Genomic DNA, 23,601 nt, shown 5'->3' with positions numbered 1-23,601 from the left:
GGGCGTACCGGGGCTGCGGAAGGTGGCACTATTTCGCGCGGTCGGCCACAACCGGAAGCCGCGGATGGAACTTCGCGCAGTGCACGGCGAAGAAGGCTCGCACATGCCGTACGGCTGCGTCGGCGGTAAACCGGCGCTGCGCGAGCGCGTGGTAGGCCGGCATGTCGGGGATGTGGATCACCGCCACGAAGTCCGGCCCCGGTGAGACGCGCCAGCATTGTTGGACCGCTTCCTCCGCCACCAGACTTTGCTCGAAGCGCTCGAGCGTTTGTGCATCCTGCCGCTCGAGGTTGATTTCGACGATGGCCGTCAGGCCATGCCCCAGGGCCGAGGCCAGCCGGATGGGGTCGACGATCGCGATGATGCGCTCGATGAGCCCTGCGGCGCGCAGCCGCCGAACGCGCCGCAGGCAGGTCGCAGGCGAAACGCACACCGCTTCGGCCAGCGCCTGGTTGCTCAAGGACGCGTCTTGCTGCAGGGCGTCGAGCAGCCGCCGGTCGATTTCATCGAGGATCAAATCGTTCATATTCAAATCTCAAAAGAAAGAAACTTTCGAACGAATCAAGAGATGCAAGAAAGCTTCGTTTTCGTGACGTATTTGATACCTAATTTCCCATTGTCGCGGATACAGTCGCCGCATCGATTTTCAAAACGAGGACAACTCTATGTGTGGCATCGTCGGTGCGGTTTCGAGCCGCGACATCGTTCCCGTTCTGATCTTGGGCTTGCAGCGCCTCGAATACCGCGGTTATGACTCCTGCGGCCTCGCGGTCCATGAGGCCAGTCTGGGCGCGAGACCGGGTGGCGGCCTGCGGCGCGCGCGCAGCACGCACCGCGTCGCCGAACTGCAGCACCAAGTGCAGGTGGAGGGCATCGCGGCGGGGACCGGCATTGCCCATACCCGCTGGGCGACGCATGGCGCTCCGTCCGAAGACAACGCGCATCCGCATTTCAGCTTCGGCCCGGGCGCACCCGAGGCTGAGGGCAGCGCGCGGGTCGCGCTCGTGCACAACGGCATCATCGAAAACCACGAAGCGCTGCGGGCGCAGCTCGAGGCACGCGGTTACCGGTTTCGCAGCCAGACCGATACCGAGGTCATCGCGCACCTCGTCGACAGCCTGTACGAAGGCGATTTGCTCCAAGCCGTGCAAGCGGCCGTCGGACAACTTCGCGGGGCCTACGCCATCGCGGTGCTGCACCGGGACGAGCCACATCGTCTGGTCGGCGCGCGCTCGGGCTCGCCGCTGATCCTGGGTGTGGGCCGCGAGGCGGGCGAGCATTTCATCGCCAGCGACGCGATGGCGCTGGCCGGGGTGACCGACAAAATCGTCTACCTCGAAGAAGGTGACCTCGTCGACATCCAACTGGGCCGCTGGCGGGTCTATGACCGGGAGGGTTCCTTTGCCGAGCGCAGCGTCAAGACCGTACAGGCGCACAGCGGTGCGGCTGAGCTCGGGGGCTACCGGCATTACATGCAAAAGGAAATCTTCGAGCAGCCGCGCGCACTCGCCGATACGCTCGAGGGCGTCACCGGAATCACGCCCGAACTGTTTGGGCCGCAGGCGCCGGTGCTGTTGCCGCAGATCGAGCGCGTGCTCATCCTCGCGTGCGGGACGAGCTACTACAGCGGCTGCGTCGCGAAATACTGGCTCGAAGCGATCGCGCGCGTGCCGTGCGAGGTCGAGGTCGCCAGCGAATATCGCTATCGGGAATCGGTGCCGAACCCCAAAACGCTCGTGGTGGTCGTCAGCCAAAGCGGCGAAACCGCCGACACGCTGGCTGCGCAGCGTCATGCCCAGGCGCTGGGCATGACCCACACCCTCACCATCTGCAACGTCGCCACCTCCGCCATGGTGCGCGAGTGCGCGCTTGCCTACATCACCCGCGCGGGCGTGGAAGTCGGCGTGGCTTCGACCAAAGCCTTCACCACCCAGCTGGCGGCGCTGTTTTTGCTCACGCTCGTGCTGGCCAAAATCAACGGCCGCCTCAGTGCCGAGCAGGAGCGCGCGCATCTCGTCGCGATGCGCCACCTTCCGCTGGCGCTGCAGTCGGTGCTGGCGCTCGAGCCGCAGGTCATCGCCTGGTCCGAGGACTTCGTGCCCAAAGAACATGCCTTGTTCCTCGGCCGCGGCGTGCATTACCCGGTAGCGCTCGAGGGCGCTCTCAAGCTCAAAGAAATCAGCTACATCCACGCCGAGGCCTACCCTGCCGGCGAACTCAAGCACGGCCCGCTGGCGCTGGTCACCTCTGCCATGCCCGTGGTGGCCGTCGCGCCCAACGACGCACTGCTGGAAAAGCTCAAAAGCAACCTGCAGGAAGTGCGCGCCCGCGGCGGCGTGCTCTACGTGCTGGCCGACGCCGACACCCGCATCGAAAGCAGCGAAGGCGTACACGTCATCCGCATGCCCGAGCACTACGGTGCCCTTTCGCCCATCCTGCACGTCGTGCCGCTGCAACTGCTCGCCTACCACACCGCTTGCGCGCGCGGCACGGATGTCGATAAGCCGCGCAACCTGGCCAAGAGCGTCACGGTCGAATGACCGTGGGGCTCGCACGGCGCGCAGCGCCGTGCCGCAGCCACAAGCCTGTGAGGCCAAGAGCGTGACCGTGGCGTGAGCCTATGAGCCGGGGGCAGGTCCAGCCCTGCCAACGACCTCGCCCACCTTCCGATCGCAAAAGCGCGGTAACCTTGCTGAATGGCTACAGCCTCGCTTTCCAAGAAGCTGATCCGGATCGGTGTCGCCCTGTTGAGTGTGGCGATGATCTCGATTGGCATCACCCTCTGGGTCACCTGGCAACTCGAGGGCGGGGCGGCCGCGGTCAATGAGGCGGGGCGGCTGCGGATGCAAACCTGGCGTCTTGCTGCTGCGATCGGGACGGGCCAGCCGCAACGGCAGATCGAGAAACTGGTTGAAGAGTTCGATCGCAGCGTCAACTTGCTCAAGCACGGAGACTCCTCGCGGCCGCTGTTCATGCCCTGGGATGATCCTTCGGTGACCGGTCGTTTCACCGAAGTCGAGCGGCTTTGGCTTGCACAACGGCAGATTTGGCTGAGCCCGCAAGGGCCGGCGTTTGCCGCGAACGCGAGCGAAGTGGAGTCCTTCGTGGCGGCGATCGATGGCCTCGTTCTTGCCATCGAGCAGCAGCTTTCGCAGCTGACCGCTATGCTCAACCTTGCACAGTTCGTGATGATGGCCCTTGCGATCCTCGGTGCGGTTGTGATGCTCTACACAGGCTACATGTACGTCATCAATCCCTTGCAAACGCTGCGGCGGGGTTTGCGCAAGGTCGAGGCCGGCGATTTCGGTGCACGGATTGCGGTCGAAGTCGACGATGAGTTTGGGCAGGTGGCAGCCGGCTTCAATCGCATGGCCGAAACGCTGCAATCCCTCTACAGCGGCCTGGAGTCGCAGGTCAAGGCCAAGACCCAACGCATCGAGGCGCAGCGCCTTCGGCTCGAATCGCTCTACGAGATGAGTGCCTTCCTCGCGAAGGCAGAGGGCATCGAGTCGATGAGCCGGGGCTTTGCCGAGCGGGTCCGACGGGTCGTCCGCGCGGATGCCGTCGCCGTCCGTTGGGCAGACGAGGCGCGGCATCGCTACCTGATGCTTGCCACGGATGGTCTGCCGGCGTCCCTCTCGGAGCAGGAACGCATTCTGGCTGCGGGCGCCTGCATCTGCGGCGGAAGCCTGCCCGATGCCGGTGTTCGCGTGATCCCGATCATGGCGGATTCAGGCGGCGGTTTGCGCCAGTGCGCCAAACTCGGGTTTCGGCATGTGGTGAATGTGCCGGTCCGCTTGCAGCACCGGATTTTGGGCGAGGTCAATCTGTTTTTCCGTGACGAGGTGTCGCTGAACGCCGAAGAGGCGGAGTTGCTCGATGCGCTTGCGAGTCATCTGGCCAGCGCGCTCGAGGGCTTACGCGCGGAGGCGCTCGAGCGTGAAGCTGCGGTCGGCCAGGAACGCGCGATGCTCGCTCGGGAACTCCATGATTCGATTGCGCAGTCTCTCGCTTTCCTGAAAATCCAGGTGCAATTACTGCGCAACGCCATCGCCCGGGGCCAAAGCGAGCGCATGCACAGCATCCTCGATGAACTGGACGCAGGCGTGAGGGAAAGCATCGGGGATGTGCGGGAACTGCTCGTGCACTTTCGCACCCGCACGAGTGGCGAGGAAATCGAACCCGCGCTCCAGGAGACGCTGCATAAGTTTGAGCATCAAAGCGGCGTTGGGGCTCAGCTCGAGGTCGAAGGTGCGGGCTTGCCGCTGGCGGCGGACGTTCAGATCCAGGTTTTGCACGTGATCCAGGAAGCGCTTTCGAATGTGCGCAAGCACGCGCATGCCCAGCATGTACGGCTTCGGGTCGTCAAAGGCGAGCGGTGGCGTTTTGAGGTGATCGATGACGGCGTGGGCTTTGACCCTGGACAGGCTCTGGGGCCCTCACATGTCGGCCTCAAAATCATGCTCGAGCGGGCGCAGCGGGTTGGCGCGGTGCTTTCCATCGATTCGGCGCCCGGCCGTGGCACCCGGATCTCATTGTTGTTACCGACCAACCCGGTGTGCGCGTCGGCGGCAGCGGCCGACGCGGCCATCGACGCTTCGGCCGAATGAACCGTTTATGAATGCCAACCCCATCACGCTCATGCTCATCGATGACCACGTGCTCTTTCGCCGGGGCCTGGTTGCCTTGTTGGGGCAAGACGAAGCATTTCAGGTGCTCTGCGAGGCGGGCGACATCGGCGAGGCGATGCGCTGCCTCGAGCGCACCCAGCCCGATCTGATCCTGCTCGACAACCACCTACCCGGCGTGAAGGGCGTTGATGCGATTGAAAGCTTACGGCAACTCGCGCCACGCGCGCGCATCTTGATGCTGACGGTCAGCGAAGATGCCCACGATCTGCAGCAAGCCTTGCGCGCCGGTGCTGATGGCTACCTCCTCAAGACCATCGATGCAGACGAACTGGCGGCTGCACTCGTGCGGGTTGCTGGGGGCACGTCGGTGGTCAGTCCCGAAATGACCACCAAGCTGGTGGCGGCCCTGCGTGAAACCGCAGGGCCTATTGCGGGTGCGGCGCCGGGTGACGTTGCCACGGCGATGTCGACCTCAGACGGAGATGCTCGAGCCGCGATTTCGGACGATCCGCTCGAGCGACTCTCACCGCGGGAGCGGGAGATTCTGGTTTGCCTTGCCCGCGGCGCGAGCAACAAGCACATTGCCCGCGAACTCGACATCGCGGAGACGACCGTCAAGATCCATGTGCAGCACATCCTGCGCAAATTGGGCTTGAGTTCCCGCGTGCAGGCGGCCGTGTTTGCCAGCAGCCGCGGATTGCATTGATCCGGATCAAAGCTTTCAGTTAAAGCCGCCTGGCTCCTCCTTTTGGAGGAGGGACGGCGCTCTTGGCATCGTTCGTTTGCCAGCGACTGAGCATGCCTTCGAAGGATGTTCAGGGCAGGCGATTGTGTCGACCATTGTTCCATGTTTTTTCAGGAGAAGAACATGGAGAACGATGCAAGTCAGCTCAGAAAAGCCTGGTCGGTCCTGATCGTCAGCACGCTGGCCTTCACGGTGTGTTTCATGATCTGGATGATGTTTGCCGTGATCGGCATCCCGCTCAAGAAGGATCTGGGTCTCAACGCGACCGAGTTCGGCTTACTCACCGCGATGCCAGTGCTCAGTGGCTCGCTGATTCGCGTGCCGTTGGGTATATGGACCGACCGATACGGGGGGCGCATCGTGCTCGCCGCACTGATGGCTCTTTGTGTGCCCGCCGTCTGGCTGATGGCCTACGCCACCGCTTATTGGCACTTTTTGCTGATTGGGTTGTTTTTGGGGCTGGCGGGCGGCTCCTTCTCGGTCGGAACACCCTACGTGGCCCGGTGGTTTCCCCGCGAACGCCAGGGCATGGCCATGGGTGTGTTTGGCGCAGGCAACTCCGGCGCAGCTGTCAACAAATTCCTCGCCCCGGCCTTGGTCGTCGCTTATGGCTGGACCATGGTGCCCAAGGTTTACGCAGCGATCTTGCTGGGTACCTTGATCGTCTTCTGGATGTTTAGCTACAGCGATCCCAAGCATCTGGTTCCCAGCCACGTGAAGTTTTCCGATCAGCTCAAGATGCTCAAGGATCCGAACGTGCTCAAGTACAGCCAGTACTACAGCATCGTTTTTGGTGGTTATGTCGCCATGTCGCTCTGGATGGTTCAGTACTACGTGGGCGAGTTTGGCCTCGACATTCGTGTGGCCGCCATGTTGGCCGCTGCGTTCTCTCTGCCCGGTGGCGTATTGCGCGCGGTCGGCGGGGTCCTGTCCGATAAATACGGCGCGCACAAAGTGACCTGGTGGGTCATGTGGGTCAGCTGGATTTGCCTGTTCCTGCTGTCCTATCCGCAGACCGACTTCACGATCATGACGGTCAATGGCCCCAAGACTTTTCACATCGGCTTGAACGTCTATCTGTTCACGGCTTTGATGTTCATTCTTGGTGTTGCCTTCGCCTTTGGCAAAGCCAGCGTGTTCAAGTACATCAGCGACGAATACCCTCAAAACATCGGCACGGTGAGCGGCATCGTCGGACTCGCGGGCGGGCTTGGGGGATTTGTGCTGCCCATCATGTTTGGCGTACTGATGGATCTCACAGGGATCCGTTCCAGTGCCTTCATGCTGATGTACGGCGTGGTCTGGGTTTCTCTGATCTGGATGTACTGGACCGAAGTTCGGCAAACCGAAGTCATGGGCCGAAACGCCAAGCCCTTTGCATTGCACGGCTGAGTGGATTCAGCTCATCAATAGGAAGCATCGAACATGAAACCAAGCTCAAATTCAAAGGCGCAGCCGGACGCAGCTTCGCTGGCGCTGCCACGCCCCGCAAATGCCGATCTCGCAGACTGGCGACCCGAAGATCCGGTTTTCTGGGAACGTGTGGGCAAGCATGTCGCTTACCGGAACCTTTGGATTTCGATTCCTGCCCTGCTCTGCGGTTTCGCGGTCTGGGGCATGTGGGGCATCATCACCGTGCAGATGCTCAACCTGGGGTTCCCGTTCACCCAGGCCGAGTTGTTCACACTGACGGCCATCGCGGGAATCGCAGGGGCGACCATGCGCATTCCGGCGTCGTTTCTGATCCGGCTTGCCGGCGGGCGCAATACCATTTTTCTCACGACCGCGATGTTGCTGGCGCCTGCCATCGGCACTGGCATCGTATTGCAGCACAAAGATTGGCCCCTGTGGGCGTTTCAATTGATGGCCTTGTGGTCGGGGGTTGGCGGTGGGAATTTCGCCAGCTCGATGTCCAACATCAGCACCTTTTTCCCGAAACGTCTGCAAGGGACGGCGCTGGGGCTGAACGCAGGGCTCGGCAATTTTGGGGTCACGACGATGCAAGTGGTCATCCCTTTGGCGATGACTGTGCCGCTGTTCGGGGCGCTCGGCGGTGATCCGATGACCCTCATCAAGGACAGTGGATGGATCTTTGGGAAGATTCCGGCGGGCACCTCCACCTGGATTCAGAACGCGGGTTTCGTCTGGGTTTTGGCTTTGGTTCCCCTGAGCGCTCTGTGCTGGTTCGGAATGAACAATCTCAAGACGGTTTCACCGAACACCGGGCACCCCTTGGTGGCGTTTGCCAAGATTACCTATCTCTACACGCTCGCCTTTATTCCGTCCTTGCTGATGCTGTGGCTTTATTTGCCCAAGCCGACGGGCCTCGGGGTGCTCAGCATGTGGGTTGCCATTCCCTTGGACATCATTTTGGCTTTGCTGGTGATGCGGCTTGCAGCCTTCGGAGAGATGAAGGAAGGCGTGAAGAAGCAATTCGCGATCTTCAAAGACAAACACACCTGGTCGCTCACCGCGCTCTACATCGTCACCTTCGGTTCATTCATCGGATTCTCGATGGCGCTGCCGCTGGCCATCACGGTGATCTTCGGATTCCAGCATGTGCCCGACGCGAGTGGCGTTCTCCAGCACACGCTGAAGAACCCGAATGCCCCCTCCGCGCTCACCTATGCCTGGATCGGCCCGTTCGTGGGGGCGGCGGTTCGCCCCTTGGGCGGTTGGATTTCCGACAAGGTGGGGGGCTCGATCGTCACCCAGATCATTACGGCGGTCATGGCGGTCGCGGCCGCAGCGGTCGGGTACGTGATGATGCAAGCCTACGGGTCTGCCACCCCCGAACAGTACTTCCCGATGTTCCTGGGTCTGTTCATGGTTTTGTTTTTTGCCAGTGGCATCGGCAACGGCTCCACCTTCCGGACGATCGGCGTGATTTTTGATCGAACGCAGGCCGGTCCCGTATTGGGTTGGACGTCCGCAGTGGCCGCCTACGGCGCATTCATCGCGCCCGTCTTGATCGGTCAGTACATCAAAGCGGGCACGCCCCAGGTTGCCTTCTATGGGTTTGCGGTGTTTTACGTGCTGTGTCTGGTGCTGAACTGGTGGTTCTATCTGCGCAAGGGTGCAGAGATCAAGAACCCGTAATTCCAATTTCTCTGGAGATCGTCAAATGAGCCACTTTCTCGACCGACTCACCCATTTCGCCGCACCGCGGGAAGCATTCTCAGGCGGCCACGGCGTCACCACGGGGGAAGACCGTACCTGGGAAGATGCCTATCGCAATCGCTGGGCGCACGACAAGATCGTGCGATCCACGCATGGTGTCAACTGCACGGGGTCCTGCTCCTGGAAGATTTACGTCAAGGGCGGGATCGTGACCTGGGAAACGCAGCAGACCGATTACCCCCGCACGCGCGCTGACCTGCCCAATCACGAACCTCGCGGCTGCGCCCGCGGTGCGTCCTACAGCTGGTATCTGTATTCGGCCAATCGGGTCAAGTACCCGATGGTGCGTGGCAGGCTGCTCAAGCATTGGCGTGCTGCCCTCGCCGTGGCCAAGAGCCCAGTCGATGCTTGGGCCAGTATCGTGGAGAACCCCGACGCTCGCCGCGAATGGCAACAGCAAAGGGGCCTAGGCGGCATGGTGCGCAGCAGTTGGGATGAGGTCAATCAACTTATCGCCGCTGCGAATGTCTACACGATCAAAAAGTACGGGCCCGATCGCATCGTCGGCTTCTCGCCGATTCCAGCGATGTCGATGATCAGCTACGCGGCCGGTTCGCGTTACCTGTCGCTGATCGGGGGCGTATGCCTGAGTTTTTACGACTGGTACTGCGATCTGCCGCCGGCGAGTCCCCAGATCTGGGGCGAGCAGACCGACGTGCCCGAGTCGGCGGATTGGTACAACTCGACGTTCATCATCGCCTGGGGCTCCAACGTGCCCCAGACCCGAACGCCCGACGCCCACTTTTTCACCGAGGTTCGGTACAAGGGCGCGAAGACCGTGGCCATCACGCCGGACTATGCAGAAATCAGCAAGCTCTGCGATCTTTGGATGCACCCCAAGCAGGGGACCGACGCGGCCATCGCCATGGCCATGGGCCATGTGATTCTCAAGGAGTTTTATTTCGACCGGCGAAGCGCGTACTTCGACGATTACGTGCGGCGCTACACCGACATGCCGATGCTGGTGCAGTTGGAAGAGCGCACCCTTCCCGACGGTCGGCAGGTCATGGTGCCGGGCCGCTACCTGCGTGCCAGCGACTTCAACGGAAAGCTCGGCCAGAGTAACAACCCCGAGTGGAAGACCGTGGCGGTCGACCAGAACGACAAGATCGTGGTGCCTCAGGGCTCGATCGGATTCCGCTGGGGCCCTGAGGGTCGCAGCGACGTGGGCCAATGGAATCTCGAAGACAAGGAGGCTCGCGGCCGCCAGCAGGTCAAGCTCAAGCTCAGCCTGATCGAGGGCGAGGGCAGTGGCTATGAGGTGGGTGATGTCGCGTTTCCCTACTTCGGTGGGATCGACACGCCCCATTTCAACGCCAACAAACAGGACGAGGTTCTGGTGCGCAAGGTGCCGGTGCGCCGCATCAAATTGGGCAAAGCTGGCGAAGAACGTTATGCGCTCGTCGCCACCGTGTTCGATCTGACGGTGGCGAACTACGGCGTTTCGCGTGGCCTGCCGGGCGAAAACGCGGCGCTCAGCTATGACCAGGACACCCCGTATACGCCGGCTTGGCAGGAAAAGATCACCGGCGTGAAGCGCGACCAGGTGATCGCCGTGGCGCGACAGTTTGCCGAGAACGCCGACAAAACGCGGGGTAAGTCCATGGTCATCATCGGCGCGGCGATGAATCACTGGTACCACAGCGACATGAATTACCGCGGCATCATCAACATGCTGATGATGTGCGGTTGTATCGGTCAAAGCGGTGGCGGTTGGGCGCACTATGTCGGACAAGAGAAGCTGCGGCCCCAGACCGGCTGGACCGCACTGGCCTTCGCATTGGACTGGGTCCGCCCGCCACGACAACAAAACAGTACCAGTTTCTTCTATGCGCACACCGACCAGTGGCGTTACGAGAAACTCGGCGTGGAAGAGATTCTTTCGCCTCTGGCCGACAAAGCCCGTTACGGTGGAAGTCTGATCGACTACAACGTGCGTGCTGAGCGTATGGGCTGGCTGCCCAGCGCGCCGCAGCTGCAGACCAACCCGTTGCAGGTGGTTCGAGACGCTCAGGCGGCGGGCATGGACCCGAAGGACTATGCCGTCAAGGCGCTGAAAGACGGCTCGCTGAAGATGAGTTGCGAGGACCCGGACCACCCACTCAATTGGCCGCGCAACATGTTCGTGTGGCGTTCGAACATTTTGGGGTCGAGCGGCAAGGGACACGAGTACTTCCTCAAGCATCTGCTTGGAACCACCAATGGCGTGCAAGGTGCAGATTTGGGCGCTGATGATGCCAAGCCGACCGAAGTGCAGTGGCATGCCAAGGCCCCCGAGGGCAAGCTGGACTTGCTGGTCACGCTGGACTTTCGCATGAGCACGACCTGCCTGTATTCGGACATCGTGCTGCCGACGGCGACCTGGTACGAGAAGAACGATCTCAATACCAGCGACATGCACCCCTTCATTCATCCGCTGTCGACGGCGGTGGATCCGGCTTGGCAATCGAAGAGTGACTGGGAGATCTACAAGGGTTTCGCCAAGGCCTTCAGCGAGGTCTGCATCGGGCACCTTGGGGCGGAGAAGGAGATCATGCTCACCCCGCTGATGCACGACTCCCCCGCGGAGCTCGCCCAGCCCTTTGATGTGAAGGAATGGAAGAAAGGGGAGTGCGACCTCATTCCAGGCAAGACAGCGCCACAGATCACCGTCGTTGAACGCGACTACCCCAATACGTATGCGCGTTTCACAGCCCTCGGGCCCTTGATGGAAAAGGTTGGCAACGGCGGTAAAGGCATCGCCTGGAACACCGCGGAAGAGGTGCGGCAACTGGCCGAGCTCAACGGCAAGGTGCGCACCGAAGGACCGACTCAGGGCTTGCCCAGGATCGATACCGACATCGACGCCTGCGAGGTGGTGTTGCAACTGGCGCCGGAAACCAACGGGCATGTGGCGGTCAAGGCTTGGGAGGCGCTCAGCAGGATCACCGGGCGTGACCATACGCATCTGGCCTTGCATCGCGAGGATGAAAAGATTCGCTTCCGCGACATCCAGGCCCAGCCCCGCAAAATCATTTCCTCGCCGACTTGGTCAGGCCTCGAGTCGGAGAAGGTTTCCTACAACGCTGGCTATACCAACGTTCACGAGCTGATCCCATGGCGCACGCTGACCGGGCGGCAACAGTTCTATCTGGACCATCCCTGGGTGCAGGCGTTCGGTGAAGCGCTCTCGAGTTACCGGCCGCCGGTGGACCTCAAGACCGTGGACGCCATGCTGGGACGCAAGCCCAATGGAAACAAGGAGATTCAGCTGAACTTCATCACCCCGCACCAGAAGTGGGGCATCCACAGTACGTACAGCGACAACTTGCACATGCTGACGCTCAACCGTGGTGGCCCCGTCATCTGGCTGAGCGAGGCCGACGCCAAGGCTGCGGGCATCGAGGACAACGATTGGGTGGAGCTGTTCAACACCAACGGCGCCATCGCAGCGCGCGCGGTGGTCAGCCAGCGGGTCAATCCAGGCATGGTTCTGATGTACCACGCACAGGAAAAGATCATCAACACACCCGGCTCGGAAATCACCCATGCGCGCGGTGGCATCCATAACTCGGTGACCCGCATCGTGACCAAGCCGACCCACATGATTGGCGGCTACGCGCAGTTCAGCTACGGCTTCAACTACTACGGAACCATCGGAACCAACCGCGACGAGTTCGTCATCGTGCGCAAGATGCGCAAGATCGATTGGCTCGACGGCGAAGGAACCGACAGCGTTCAGGCCTGAAGCGAAAGACAAGGAGAAACACGATGAAAGTACGCGCCCAAATCGCGATGGTGCTGAACCTGGACAAGTGCATCGGCTGTCATACCTGTTCGGTCACCTGCAAGAACGTCTGGACCAGCCGGCCCGGCGTGGAGTATGCGTGGTTCAACAACGTTGAGACCAAACCTGGCATCGGCTATCCGAAGGAATGGGAAAACCAGGACCGGTGGAACGGCGGCTGGGTTCGCAAGGCCGATGGTTCCATCGTGCCCAAGCAGGGGGGCAAGTGGTCGTTGCTGATGAAGATCTTCGCCAATCCGAACCTGCCACAGATCGACGACTACTACGAGCCTTTTACCTTCGACTACGACCATTTGCAGGCGGCTCCAGAGAGTCAGGCGTCCCCGACCGCACGCCCGCGCAGCCTCATCACGGGTCAGCGCATGGAAAAGATCGAGTGGGGTCCGAACTGGGAAGAAATCCTGGGGGGCGAGTTCAGCAAGCGCAGCAGGGACCCCAACCTTTCGACCTTCGATCAGGTCCAGAAGGACATGGTGGGACAGTTCGAGAACACCTTCATGATGTACCTGCCTCGGCTGTGCGAACACTGCCTCAATCCCGCGTGTGTGGCTTCCTGCCCTTCGGGCTCGATCTACAAACGCGAAGACGATGGCATCGTGCTGATCGACCAGGACAAGTGCCGCGGCTGGCGTATGTGCGTCAGTGGCTGCCCATATAAAAAGATTTACTACAACTGGCAGACCGGTAAGGCCGAAAAGTGCATCTTCTGCTACCCACGCATTGAAGCCGGTCAGCCGACGGTGTGTTCGGAAACCTGTGTGGGGCGCATCCGCTATCTCGGCGTGGTGCTCTATGACGCCGACCGAATTGGCGAGGCCGCCAGTGTGGAAGACGACAAAGACCTGTACCGGGCGCAACTCGATATCTTCCTCAATCCGAACGATCCAGCCGTGATCGAACAGGCGCGCGCAGACGGTATTCCGGAGGCTTGGCTGGAGGCCGCTCGCAAGAGCCCGGTCTACAAGATGGCCATCGAATGGAAGGTGGCGCTGCCTTTGCACCCCGAGTATCGAACCTTGCCCATGGTCTGGTATGTGCCGCCGCTGTCGCCGATCAGTTCGGCCGCCAACGCCGGTCATATCGGGATCAACGGGGAGTTGCCTGACCTCAGCCAGATGCGCATTCCGGTGCAGTACCTCGCGAACCTGCTGACGGCCGGCGATACCGCGCCGGTCGTGCGCGCCTTGGAACGCATGTTGGCGATGCGCGCCTACCAGCGCGGCAAGCATGTCGACGGCATCACCAATACGCGCGTGCTGGAGCAGGTCGGTCTTTCCGCTGCGGAAGTCGAGGAGATGTACCAGGTCATGGCAATTGCCAATTACGAAGATCGGTTCGTCATCCCGACTTCACACCGCGAGTATGCCGAGAACGCGTTCGATCTTCGTGGCGGGTGCGGTTTCTCCTTCGGGAACGGCTGTTCGGAAGGCAGCACCGACCTCAGCCTGTTTGGCGGGAAGAAGCGTCGCACCATTCCGATTCAGGCAACGCTCTGAGGCAGGAGGATCCGCATGAAAAACAACCGCTACACCTTGCGCGCGCTGGCGCGACTGCTTGCGTACCCGGACGCCTATCTTCGCGCCCAGTTGGATCCTCTGATGGCTGCGATTGATGCCGAGGCCGCGCTGAGTCCCTCGCGGCGGGCCGAGCTTCGCGCGCTGGCCGCCGACCTGCTGCGGAGGGATCCGATCGAGGTCGAGTCGCGCTATGTCGAGACCTTTGACCGAGGGCGTTCGACCTCCTTGCATCTTTTCGAGCATGTGCACGGCGATTCACGGGACCGTGGACCCGCCATGATCGATTTGCGGCAGACCTATGAACGCGCGGGCCTTGATCTCGCGTCGGGTGAGTTGCCTGATCACCTGGGAGTGGTCTTGGAATTTGCATCGACTCAGCCGGCTTCGGTTGCCAAGGGCTTTCTTGCCGAACTGGGGCATATCGTCAATGCGATTTTCAGTGCCTTGATGCAAAAGAAAAGTCCTTACGCCGCCGTCATGGCGGCCGTTCTCGACTTGGCCGGGATGCCTGCCCGCGCCGTCGAGATCGAACCTGAAGAAACACTGGATGAAAGTTGGGCCGAGCCGGTGGCCTTTGATGGCTGCAGCACTCGGGGACAGGCGCGTCCCGGCGACCCGCAGCCCGTTCACCTCGTTCGCAAAGCATCTACCCAAGGAGTGATGGCATGAGCTACCTCGACCATTTCTTGTTCGGCTACTACCCGTACATTGCGCTGACGGTCTTCCTACTCGGGAGCCTGATTCGGTTTGACCGTGATCAGTACACCTGGAAAAGCGATTCATCGCAGTTGTTGCGGGCCGGTCAGTTGCGCTGGGGAAGTAATCTCTTCCACATCGGCATCCTGTTTCTGTTTTTCGGCCACACCGTCGGCATGCTGACGCCCCACTTTGTCTACGAGCCGTTCATCAGTGCGGGCGCCAAGCAACTCTTGGCGATGGTCTCTGGCGGCTTGTTTGGCCTGTTCGGATTTGTCGGCGTGACGATGCTGTTGCATCGCCGTTTGTCCGATCCGCGGATTCGGGCAACCAGCAAAACCAGCGACATTGTCTTGCTCGTCCTGTTGTGGCTCCAGTTTGCGCTCGGTCTGTCGACCATTCCTCTCTCGGCACAACATTTGGACGGCAGCATGATGCTCAAGCTTTCGGAGTGGGCGCAGAGGATCGTGACCTTCCGCGCCGGGGCGCCTGAACTGCTGGCCGATGCCGGGTGGGTCTTCAAGTCCCACATGTTCTTGGGTATGACGATCTTTTTGATCTTCCCGTTCACTCGACTGGTGCATGTCTGGAGTGGCTTTGGCACACTGGCCTATGTGTTTCGACCCTATCAGGTGGTCCGCAGCCGTCGGGTGGGCATGACGCCCCGTCCGGTGTCGGTCGCTGACCCGATGAATCATTGAGTCGGGAGCTCGATATGAAACTGCCCAGTTCGTCGCTGACCGGTTGTGGGGATCCTCGCTGTGGCTGCATGGCCGATGTTCCGTTGTCGGCCAAGGTGGCCCGCATCAATGGAGTTGCGCTTCATCGGGAAAATGAGCGCCTCGACGAGGAGGCACTGCGCGAGCGCGCGTGTGGCGAACTGTTGCGACAGGAGGCGGTGCGGCGAGGGCTGTTGCCGGATGTCGGGACTGATTTGGCTCCCGAACTCGATGAGGCTGCGAAGCGGGTCATCGAGGAGATGCTCGAGAGCGAGGTTCAAACGCCGCAGCCCGACGAGGAATCCTGCCGAAGGCATTACGAGCGAAATCGCTCCCGCTATGTCGAGGGTCAGGCTTTGCATGTACGCCACATCTTGTTCGGGGTGACACCCGGCGTCGACATCCATGCATTGGCTGTCCGAGCCGAGCGCACGCTGCTGGAGCTGTGCTCCAAGGACGCGAGGCCCGAGCGCTTCGCCCAGTTGGCCGCTGAACTGTCGAATTGCCCCAGCGGCGCGCAGGGAGGGGACCTTGGCTGGATCGGGCCCGAGGATTGTGCCCCAGAGCTCGCCAACGAGCTGTTTTTCCAGAAGCACGCCGGCTGGGGCATGGGTGTGCATCCGCGCTTGGTGCGGACCCGGTTCGGCTTGCACATCATCGAGGTTTTGGGTCGTCGGAAAGGGCGACAGCTCGAATTCGAGCAGGTCCGGGAGCGCATCGAAGCCGAGTTGAGACTTCAATCGAGGGCGCTGGCGCTGCGTCAATACATGCGCTTGCTGGCCGGGGCGGCCGATGTCGGTGGGGTCGATCTGGAGGGTGTGAAGTCGCCGTTGGTGCAGTGAGGCCCGGCCGAGGCCCTTGACCGAGGGATTTGGCCGAGGGATTTGACCGAGGCCCTCGAGGCTGGCTTTTCGAGGGCTTCCGTGTCGTGCCTCGGTCAAGGCGCAGGCCGCAGACTCGAGCCGTATCCCTCCTCGGCCCCGCTTGATGGGGGCGGACCCAAGTGTCGGTCCGGTGTCAGACGGATCTCCGAGGGGGCGCGTTTTGCCTGTTGCGCGGGAGTAGACTCGTTCCAATCGGTGGCGGAGCGGCGCAAACGGCCCAGCTCACCACCCCCCTTGATTGATCGGAGAACTGTGTATGAAACGTGACCCCATCGCCCCCATTGAGGACCTCACCGCGCCCCAGCCCATCAGCCTCGACGTGCTGCGCGAGAAATACCTCAAGCCCGGCGAGAACGATGTCGAAGATCTGTACCGCCGCGTCGCGCGCGCGCTCGCTTCGGTTGAAAAGCCCGAACTTCAAGCCGAGTGGGAGCGCCGCTTCCTCGACAACCTGCACGCCGGGGCCATTGGTGCCGGGCGCATCATGAGCGCGGCCGGAACCGACTTGCAGGCCACGCTGATCAACTGCTTCGTGCAGCCCGTGGGCGACTGCATCCAGGGCTTCGACGAGGACGGCTACCCGGGCATTTATGAGGCGCTGCGCGAGGCGGCCGAAACCATGCGTCGCGGCGGTGGCGTGGGATATGACTTCTCGCGCATCCGCCCGCGCGGGGCCGAGGTGAAAGCCACGGCTTCGATGGCCTCGGGGCCGTGCAGCTACATCAATGTGTTCGACCAATCCTGCGCGACGGTGGAGAGTGCCGGCGCGCGGCGCGGCGCGCAGATGGGTGTGCTGCGCATCGACCACCCCGATGTGCTCGACTTCATCACGGCCAAGCGCACGCCAGGGCGTTGGAACAACTTCAACGTATCGGTAGGGGTGACCGATGCCTTCATGCAGGCATTGGCCGAGGACGCGCCCTGGGAACTGGTGCACAAAGCCCGGCCCGGCGCGGCGCTGCTGGCCGAAGGCGCCTACCAGCGCGGCGACGGCCTCTGGGTGTACCGCACCCTCCCCGCGCGCGAGCTCTGGGACACCGTGATGCGCTCGGCCTACGACTTTGCCGAGCCCGGCATCCTCTTCCTCGACCACATCAACCGCGACAACAACCTGCGGTATTGCGAAACCATCGAGGCGACCAATCCTTGTGGCGAACAACCCTTGCCGCCCTACGGTTGCTGTGACCTCGGGCCCATCATTCTCACGCGCTTCGTGCGGCATCCGTTTGGGCATGGGGGAACGGCGCGGTTCGACTTCGAGGCCTTCGAGCTAGCGGTGGCGGTGCAGGTGCGCGCGCTCGACAACGTGCTCGACCTGACCTGGTGGCCGCTCGTGCAGCAGCGCGAGGAAGCTCATGCCAAGCGGCGCATCGGGGTCGGCTTCACGGGGCTGGGCGATACGTTGGTGATGTTGGGGTTGCGCTACGACGACGAGAGCGGGCGCCAAATGGCCGCGCGCATCGCCGAGCGCATGCGGGATGCGGCGTATGCGGCCTCGGTGGAGCTGGCCAAGGAAAAAGGCCCGTTCCCGAAATTCGACGCCGAGGGCTATTTGGCCGAGGGCACGTTTGCGAGCCGTCTGCCGGAGGCGCTCAAGGCACAGATCCGCGCGCACGGCATTCGTAACAGCCATTTGCTGTCGATTGCGCCCACGGGCACGGTGAGTCTGGCCTTTGCGGACAACGCCTCCAACGGCATCGAGCCCGCGTTTTCTTGGACCTACAAGCGCAAGAAGCGCGAAAGCGACGGCAGCACCACCGAGTACGCGGTGGAAGACCACGCCTGGCGGCTGTGGCGCCAGCTGGGCGGCGACACCGAGCAGTTGCCGCCGGCCTTCGTCTCGGCGCTGGAGCTTTCCGCGGGCGCGCACATTGCGATGATGCAGGCGGTGCAGCCCTTTGTGGACACCTCGATTTCGAAGACGGTCAACATCCCGGCCGACTATCCCTACGACGATTTCAAGAACCTCTACGAGCGGGCCTGGGCCTCGCACCTCAAGGGGCTGGCGACCTACCGGCCCAACACCATACTTGGCTCGGTGCTGTCGACCAACGACGCGCCGGCGGCAGCGAAAGAGGCACCCGCGGCTGCGCCCGTGGACCCGATGCGCACCGTGATCGAGAGCCGACCCAAAGGGGCCTTGTCGGCCGTGGCCGAGAAGATCGAATACTGGACGCAGGAAGGCCACAAAACGCTCTACCTCATCGTTTCCTTCCTTCCGGTGCCGCGTGCCGATGGGTCGGGCACGGTCGAGCGCGCCATCGAGTTCTTCATGCCCGTGGGGCAGAGCGGCGAGTCGCAGCAGTGGATCACCTCGAGCATGCGGCTGCTCTCTTTGGCCGCGCGCGGCGGCTTTCTCGACCGGGCGCTGCGCGACATGCGCAAAGTCGCCTGGGACCGTGGCCCGGTGCGGCTGGGCACCTACCGCAAGGCCGACGGTACCGAGGTGCCGATGTGGCACGACTCCGAAGTGGCGGCGATTGCCTACGCGCTGCAAAACCTGATCGCACGGCGCGCCCACGCCGACGCGGCGGGTGCGTCGGCAGCGACGCCTGCGACGGGCGCCGCTTCTGCGGGAACGACGCCAGCGACGCCGCCGGTCATGGCAGGCAAGAAATGCAGCGAGTGCGGCGCGCATGCCGTTATCCGCAAGGACGGCTGTGAATACTGCACCGCCTGCGGTCACATTGGGGCCTGCGGATGAGTGCCGCGCCGCCCCCGGTCACGGACCCGAGCGCGTCGGGCTGGCGGCTGTCGGCCTTGTTGCGGGCGCCGCATCGCCTGGCTTTTTTCCTTGCCACCGTGATGCTGCTCGTCGCGAGCGGCTGGTGGATCGCGGTGCTCGCGCAGCGTGTGGGTTGGGCCGAGCCGTGGCCTTGGGCGGTTTCACCGACGCTGGCACACGGCAGCATCATGGTTTATGGCTTCATGCCGCTGTTCTTCGCCGGTTTCCTGTTCACGGCGGGGCCGAAGTGGCTGGCGGTGCCTGGGCCCGAGGCGCGCGAGTTGTTGGCGCCGTTGCTGGCTTACACCTTCGCTTGGCCGGTGTTTCTGGTGGGGGCTTGCGTGTCGGTCGGCTGGGCCTCGGCGGGTTTGTGGCTCGCGGCTTTGGCGCTCGCGGCCCTCACGGCGCGCTTCTGGCGCTTGATCTTGGCCAGCGCCGTGCCCGACCGGGTGCATGCGACGGCCATCGGCGTCGCGCTGGCCCTTGGGGTGCTGGCGCTGGCGGCCGAAGCGGGTGCTTTGCTGGCGGGCGACGATGCACGCGCACGCGTGCTGTTGCTCAGTGGCTTGTGGGCCTGCGTCGTGCCGGTGTTCGTCGTCGTGGCGCACCGGATGCTGCCATTTTTCACGTCGGCGGTACTGCCGTTCATCGAAGTCTGGCGGCCTTTTTGGGTGCTTTGGCTGATGCTGGCAGCGGCGGGGCTCGAACTGATGTCGGTCTGGCTTGACGCCTTGGGTCCGGCATGGCCGCTGCTGCTGGGGGTGCGGGCGGTGCTCGAACTCGTGCTGGGTGCGGTGCTGATCGGTTTGGCGGTCGTGTGGGGGCTGGCGCAAAGTCTGCGGCACCGTTTGCTCGCCATGCTGCATCTGGGTTTTCTCTGGCTGGGTCTGGCGTTCGCGCTAGCGGGGCTGACGCGGGGTCTCGGGCTGTGGTTGGACGACGTGGTGCTGCCGCTCGGCGCCCTGCACGCGCTGACGATGGGCTGCCTGGGCTCGCTGGTGGTGGCGATGGTCACGCGGGTGTCGAGCGGGCACAGTGGTCGCCCGCTCGCCGCCGATGGCTGGGTGTGGGGCTTGTTCTGGTTGTTGCAGGTGGCGGTCCTCATCCGGCTCGTTGCGGCGCTTCCGAGGCTCGGTGGAGGGTGGCTGCTGGCTGCGGCGGCGCTCTGGGGACTGGTGATGCTGCTGTGGGGCCAGCGCCATTTGCGTTGGTACGGGCAGGCGCGTGCCGATGGTCGCCCGGGATGACGGCGCCGCGCCGCCGCTGGCCGAGCTGGCCGCGGCCCTGATCCACAGCCGGCGCACGGTGCTGCCGCGTTGGCTCGGGGCGCCGGGGCCGGATGCGGATCAGTTGCAGCAGATTTTTCAGGCCGCAGCGGCCGCGCCCGATCATGGGCAGTTGTGCCCCTGGCGGTTCGTGCGGGTGCCCGCACAAGCCCGTGATCGTCTGGGCAACGCGTTTGCACAGGCGCTGCGCGAGCGGGACGCTGCAGCGAGCGACGCCGACTGCGCCAAAGCCGCGGCCAAGGCGCATCACGCGCCGGAGCTGATGCTGGCGGTCGCCCGGCTCGGCGCGGATCGGCCCGGTCCGGCGCGCGGTGACGGCAAAGGAAACGCTGAAGAAATCGGCGAGCGGGATGAAGCGCAAGGCGCACGGAGCGCAGCGACCGAGACATATCACATAGATAGGCGAGGGAGCGAGCACCGCGCAACACAGCGATTCGCCCGCGCAGCCATTGATTCAGCGTTTCCCAAAGTGTCGCCCCCGGTGGGTGAGGCCGAGCGGCTGGTGTCCCTGGGGTGTGCGCTGCAAAACATGCAACTGATGGCGCATGCGCTGGGTTTTGGCGCGGCGCTCACCAGCGGCCAGGCGCTCGAATCGGTTGTGTTGCGGCGGCTGTTCGACTTGGACGAAACCGAGCAGGCGGTGTGTTTTTTGAGCATAGGGACGGTGCTGCGGCGGCCGGGCGGGCTGCTGCGGCCGCGTCCGTCGGCCTTTGTGCAGACGCTCGGGCTTGACCCAGCGGGTGCTTGATTGCTCATGAAAAGAGAGCATTCTTGCGCCATTTCACGCAGGCATCCGGTAAACATCTTCAAAAATGACGAGCAAACACGGCTTTCAATCGGCGCTGGTTTTGTTTTCCGGCGGGCAGGACTCGACCACCTGTCTGGCGCAGGCGCTCGAGCAGTTCGAGCGGGTCGAGACGGTGGGTTTCGACTACGGCCAGCGTCACCGGGTGGAACTCGAGGCGCGGCAAACCGTGTTGGCGGCGCTGCGCGAGCGCTTTCCCGCTTGGGCGGCGAAGCTGGGCGAGGACCATCTGATCGACCTCGCCGTGCTGGGCGAGATCAGCGACTGCGCCCTCACGCGGGACACGGCCTTCGCCTTCGAAGCGTCCGGCCTGCCCAACAGCTTCGTGCCCGGGCGCAATCTGATTTTTCTGACGCTGGCCGCCGCTTTGGCTTACCGGCGCGGTGCGCAGGCGCTGGTGACGGGGGTGTGCGAGACCGACTTCTCCGGCTATCCCGATTGCCGCGACGACACCATGAAGGCCATGCAGGTGGCGCTGTCGCTGGGGCTGGATCGGCGGCTGCGCATCGACACCCCGCTGATGTGGCTCGACAAGGCCGAGACCTGGGCGCTGGCGCACCGGCTGGGCGCTGCGCACGAGGCGCGGCTGGGCCGTGACGCGGCGGCCGGCGGCGCGGCCTTGGTGGAACTCATCGTCGAGCACACGCACACCTGCTACCGCGGCGAGCGCAGTGCTCGCCACGACTGGGGCTACGGCTGCGGCGAATGTCCCGCCTGCGTGCTGCGAGCACGGGGCTGGCAGGCGTGGCGGGCCGGATGTGGACGTTCAGCCGGCGTCTGACCCTTCGAGCGGCGCGACTTCGATGCGGTAGCGGGCCTGCGCCGCGGCGTCGATGTTCGTCTGCGGCACGAAGCGCCATTGCACGCGGTGGAAGGCTGCCACCGACGGCCGGTGCGCGATGGATACCAGCGCGCCGCCGCGCTCGGCCGTGCGTTCGGCCAGACGGGCGTAGAGCGCGGTTTCGGCCTCGGCGTCGAGCGCGGCCGTGGCTTCGTCGGCAAACACCCAGCGCGGACGCTTGAGCAGCACGCGCGCGATGGCCAGCCGCTGCTGCTCACCGCCGCTGAGCTTTTGGCTCCAGGCATCGGCGTCGTCGAGCCGGTGGACCAACTCGGGCAGCCGCGCATCGACGAGCGCCTGTCGCAGTTCCTCGTCGCGATAGCGCTCGGGCAGTTCGGGGTAGGCCAGCGCCGCGCGCAGGCTGCCGTTCGGGAAATACGGGCGCTGCGGGACGAACATGCTGTCTTCGGGCAGGCAGACCGTGCCGCGCGCATACGGCCAAATGCCGGCGAAGGCGCGAAACAACGTGGACTTGCCCGCCCCCGAGGGGCCGCTGACCAGCACCGGTTGCTCAGGGCCCACCGACAGCGCGCGAGCAGCGAGCAGTGGCGTGCCGTCGGGCAGATCGACGCCGAGGTCGGTGGCGGTCGGCGCTTCGGTTTTAGGAGCATCATCGCGCCGTTTGACGCCGGCGTCTTCGGGTTTTTGTTCAGAAATCTTGGCCTCGAAGCCGCTTAGGCGCTCGGTGGTGGCGCGCCAGCTGGCGAGCGCGTCGTAGTTGTTGACGAACCAGGAGAGTGCGTCCTGCACCTGCCCAAAGGCGCTCGAGATTTGCATCAGCTCGCCGAGCTGAATCGCCCCGCTGAAAAACCGCGGCGCAGCGACGAGGAAGGGGAACACCACCGCCGCCTGGCCAAAGCCCACGGTAAAGCCGGTGAGCCGCTTTTGCGCCCGCAGCAGCTCCAGCATGTTGGAGAGCACCGGCGCAAAGCGCGCGGCGATCTGGCGGCGTTCCGCGGCCTCGCCCCGGTCGAGCGCGATCGCCTCGCTGTATTCGCGTACCCGCACGAGGTGGTGGCGGAAGTCGGCTTCATAGCGCTGCTGGCGGAAGTTGAGTCCGATCAGCGGTCGACCGATGCGGTGCGCGAGCCAACTGCCCGCCAGTGCGTAGAGCAGCGCCATCCACACCATGAAGCCCGGGATGGTCCAACTCGTGCCGCCCAGCGTGAACGCGAACGGCCCGGAGAGGCTCCAGAGGATGCCGACGAAGCTCAGCAGCGTCACGCTCGCGTTGAGCAGCCCCATCGAGAGCCCCACCGTCTGCGTGGTGAACAGGTTGATGTCCTCCTGGATGCGCTGATCCGGGTTGTCCGGCTGCGCAGCGGGGTCGTCGGGCCGGTCGGTGTCGGCGCGGGTGAAGCGTGCGAGCTCGATGCGATAAAACGCATGGTCGCTGAGCCAGCGCGCGGCGTACTGCGCCGTCATCCAGGCGCGCCAGCGCAGCTCCAGCATTTGGGTCAGGTAAAAGCGGTAGATCGCCACCGTGATGTAGACGAAGGCGAGCACCGCAAAGCGCGCGAGCTGCGTCCAGAACGCCGCCGCGTCTTTGTTCTGTAGCGCGTCGAAGAACAGGCGGTTCCACTCGTTGATCTGCACCAGCAAATAGACCGCGCCGAGGTTGAGCGCCACGATCGCCGCGAGCATCGCGCGTGCTTTCCAGCGCTCTTCCGAGCGGAAATACGGCAGCGAGAGCGTGCGCACCTGGCCGAGGAAATGCCGCAGCGCCGACCAGCGGGCGAGGGGCGCGGCGCTGGACGCGGGCGTGGCGGGGGCCTGGGACATGGG

The 23,601-nt window shown here is 63.5% G+C and carries 14 protein-coding genes and 1 pseudogene; 13 read left to right on the top strand and 2 right to left on the bottom strand.

From position 1 onward, the window contains the following. Positions 1-28: 28 nt before the first annotated feature. Positions 29-526, bottom strand: a complete 498-nt coding sequence (locus EDC62_RS03930) for an Lrp/AsnC family transcriptional regulator (protein WP_124220633.1) — start codon at positions 524-526, stop codon at positions 29-31. 139 nt (positions 527-665) lie between these two features. Here EDC62_RS03930 and glmS point away from each other — a divergent pair, with 139 nt between their 5' ends. The 13 genes and pseudogenes from glmS to queC all read left to right on the top strand — a co-directional run bounded on the left by glmS (position 666) and on the right by queC (position 21,756). Then, positions 666-2,540 carry a glutamine--fructose-6-phosphate transaminase (isomerizing) gene (gene glmS / locus EDC62_RS03925; protein ID WP_124220631.1) on the top strand — a complete coding sequence of 625 codons (1,875 nt, stop codon included), beginning with the start codon at positions 666-668 and terminating at the stop codon, positions 2,538-2,540. 156 nt (positions 2,541-2,696) lie between these two features. Then, positions 2,697-4,610, top strand: coding sequence for a type IV pili methyl-accepting chemotaxis transducer N-terminal domain-containing protein (locus EDC62_RS03920; protein WP_124220629.1), 1,914 nt, complete (start codon positions 2,697-2,699; stop codon positions 4,608-4,610). Positions 4,611-4,617: 7 nt separating this feature from the next. After that, the gene (locus EDC62_RS03915; protein ID WP_124220627.1) at positions 4,618-5,337 is read left to right on the top strand and encodes a response regulator; all 720 of its coding nucleotides are present in this window, start codon (positions 4,618-4,620) and stop codon (positions 5,335-5,337) included. A 105-nt stretch (positions 5,338-5,442) separates the two neighbouring features. After that, positions 5,443-8,475, top strand: a pseudogene (locus EDC62_RS13255) (nitrate/nitrite transporter). Positions 8,476-8,500: 25 nt separating this feature from the next. Continuing rightward, a complete protein-coding gene (locus EDC62_RS03900) occupies positions 8,501-12,283 on the top strand; it encodes a nitrate reductase subunit alpha (protein ID WP_124220621.1) in 3,783 nt (1,260 codons plus the stop codon). 23 nt (positions 12,284-12,306) lie between these two features. Continuing rightward, the gene (gene narH / locus EDC62_RS03895; RefSeq protein WP_124220619.1) at positions 12,307-13,839 is read left to right on the top strand and encodes a nitrate reductase subunit beta; all 1,533 of its coding nucleotides are present in this window, start codon (positions 12,307-12,309) and stop codon (positions 13,837-13,839) included. Between the two features lie 15 nt (positions 13,840-13,854). Continuing rightward, positions 13,855-14,529, top strand: a complete 675-nt coding sequence (gene narJ / locus EDC62_RS03890; RefSeq protein ID WP_124220617.1) for a nitrate reductase molybdenum cofactor assembly chaperone — start codon at positions 13,855-13,857, stop codon at positions 14,527-14,529. Further along, a complete protein-coding gene (gene narI / locus EDC62_RS03885; protein ID WP_124220615.1) occupies positions 14,526-15,257 on the top strand; it encodes a respiratory nitrate reductase subunit gamma in 732 nt (243 codons plus the stop codon). The genes narJ and narI overlap by 4 nt, the downstream gene beginning before the upstream one ends. A 14-nt stretch (positions 15,258-15,271) precedes the next feature. After that, a complete protein-coding gene (locus EDC62_RS03880; protein ID WP_124220613.1) occupies positions 15,272-16,117 on the top strand; it encodes a peptidylprolyl isomerase in 846 nt (281 codons plus the stop codon). A gap of 298 nt (positions 16,118-16,415) precedes the next feature. Beyond that, positions 16,416-18,863, top strand: coding sequence for an adenosylcobalamin-dependent ribonucleoside-diphosphate reductase (locus EDC62_RS03875; RefSeq protein WP_124220610.1), 2,448 nt, complete (start codon positions 16,416-16,418; stop codon positions 18,861-18,863). Further along, complete coding sequence (locus EDC62_RS03870) at positions 18,860-20,131, top strand: NnrS family protein (RefSeq protein ID WP_124220608.1); 1,272 nt, start codon at positions 18,860-18,862, stop codon at positions 20,129-20,131. Before EDC62_RS03875 ends, EDC62_RS03870 begins: the two co-directional genes overlap by 4 nt. Then, positions 20,115-20,918: a nitroreductase family protein gene (locus EDC62_RS03865; protein WP_124220606.1), complete on the top strand. Its 804-nt coding sequence runs from the start codon at positions 20,115-20,117 to the stop codon at positions 20,916-20,918. The genes EDC62_RS03870 and EDC62_RS03865 overlap by 17 nt, the downstream gene beginning before the upstream one ends. Positions 20,919-20,982: 64 nt before the next feature. Continuing rightward, on the top strand, positions 20,983-21,756 hold the full coding sequence (gene queC, locus EDC62_RS03860; protein WP_124220604.1) for a 7-cyano-7-deazaguanine synthase QueC: 774 nt from the start codon (positions 20,983-20,985) through the stop codon (positions 21,754-21,756). Here the strand turns inward: queC and EDC62_RS03855 are convergent. Further along, complete coding sequence (locus EDC62_RS03855) at positions 21,742-23,598, bottom strand: ABC transporter ATP-binding protein/permease (RefSeq protein WP_124220602.1); 1,857 nt, start codon at positions 23,596-23,598, stop codon at positions 21,742-21,744. The genes queC and EDC62_RS03855 overlap by 15 nt on opposite strands. Positions 23,599-23,601: the final 3 nt, after the last annotated feature.

Source organism: Tibeticola sediminis (assembly GCF_003843835.1).
GTDB classification, from domain to species: domain Bacteria; phylum Pseudomonadota; class Gammaproteobacteria; order Burkholderiales; family Burkholderiaceae_C; genus Tibeticola; species Tibeticola sediminis.
The sequence above is the reverse complement of the archived record's forward strand: the minus strand, read 5'-3'. Positions and strand labels throughout refer to the sequence as shown.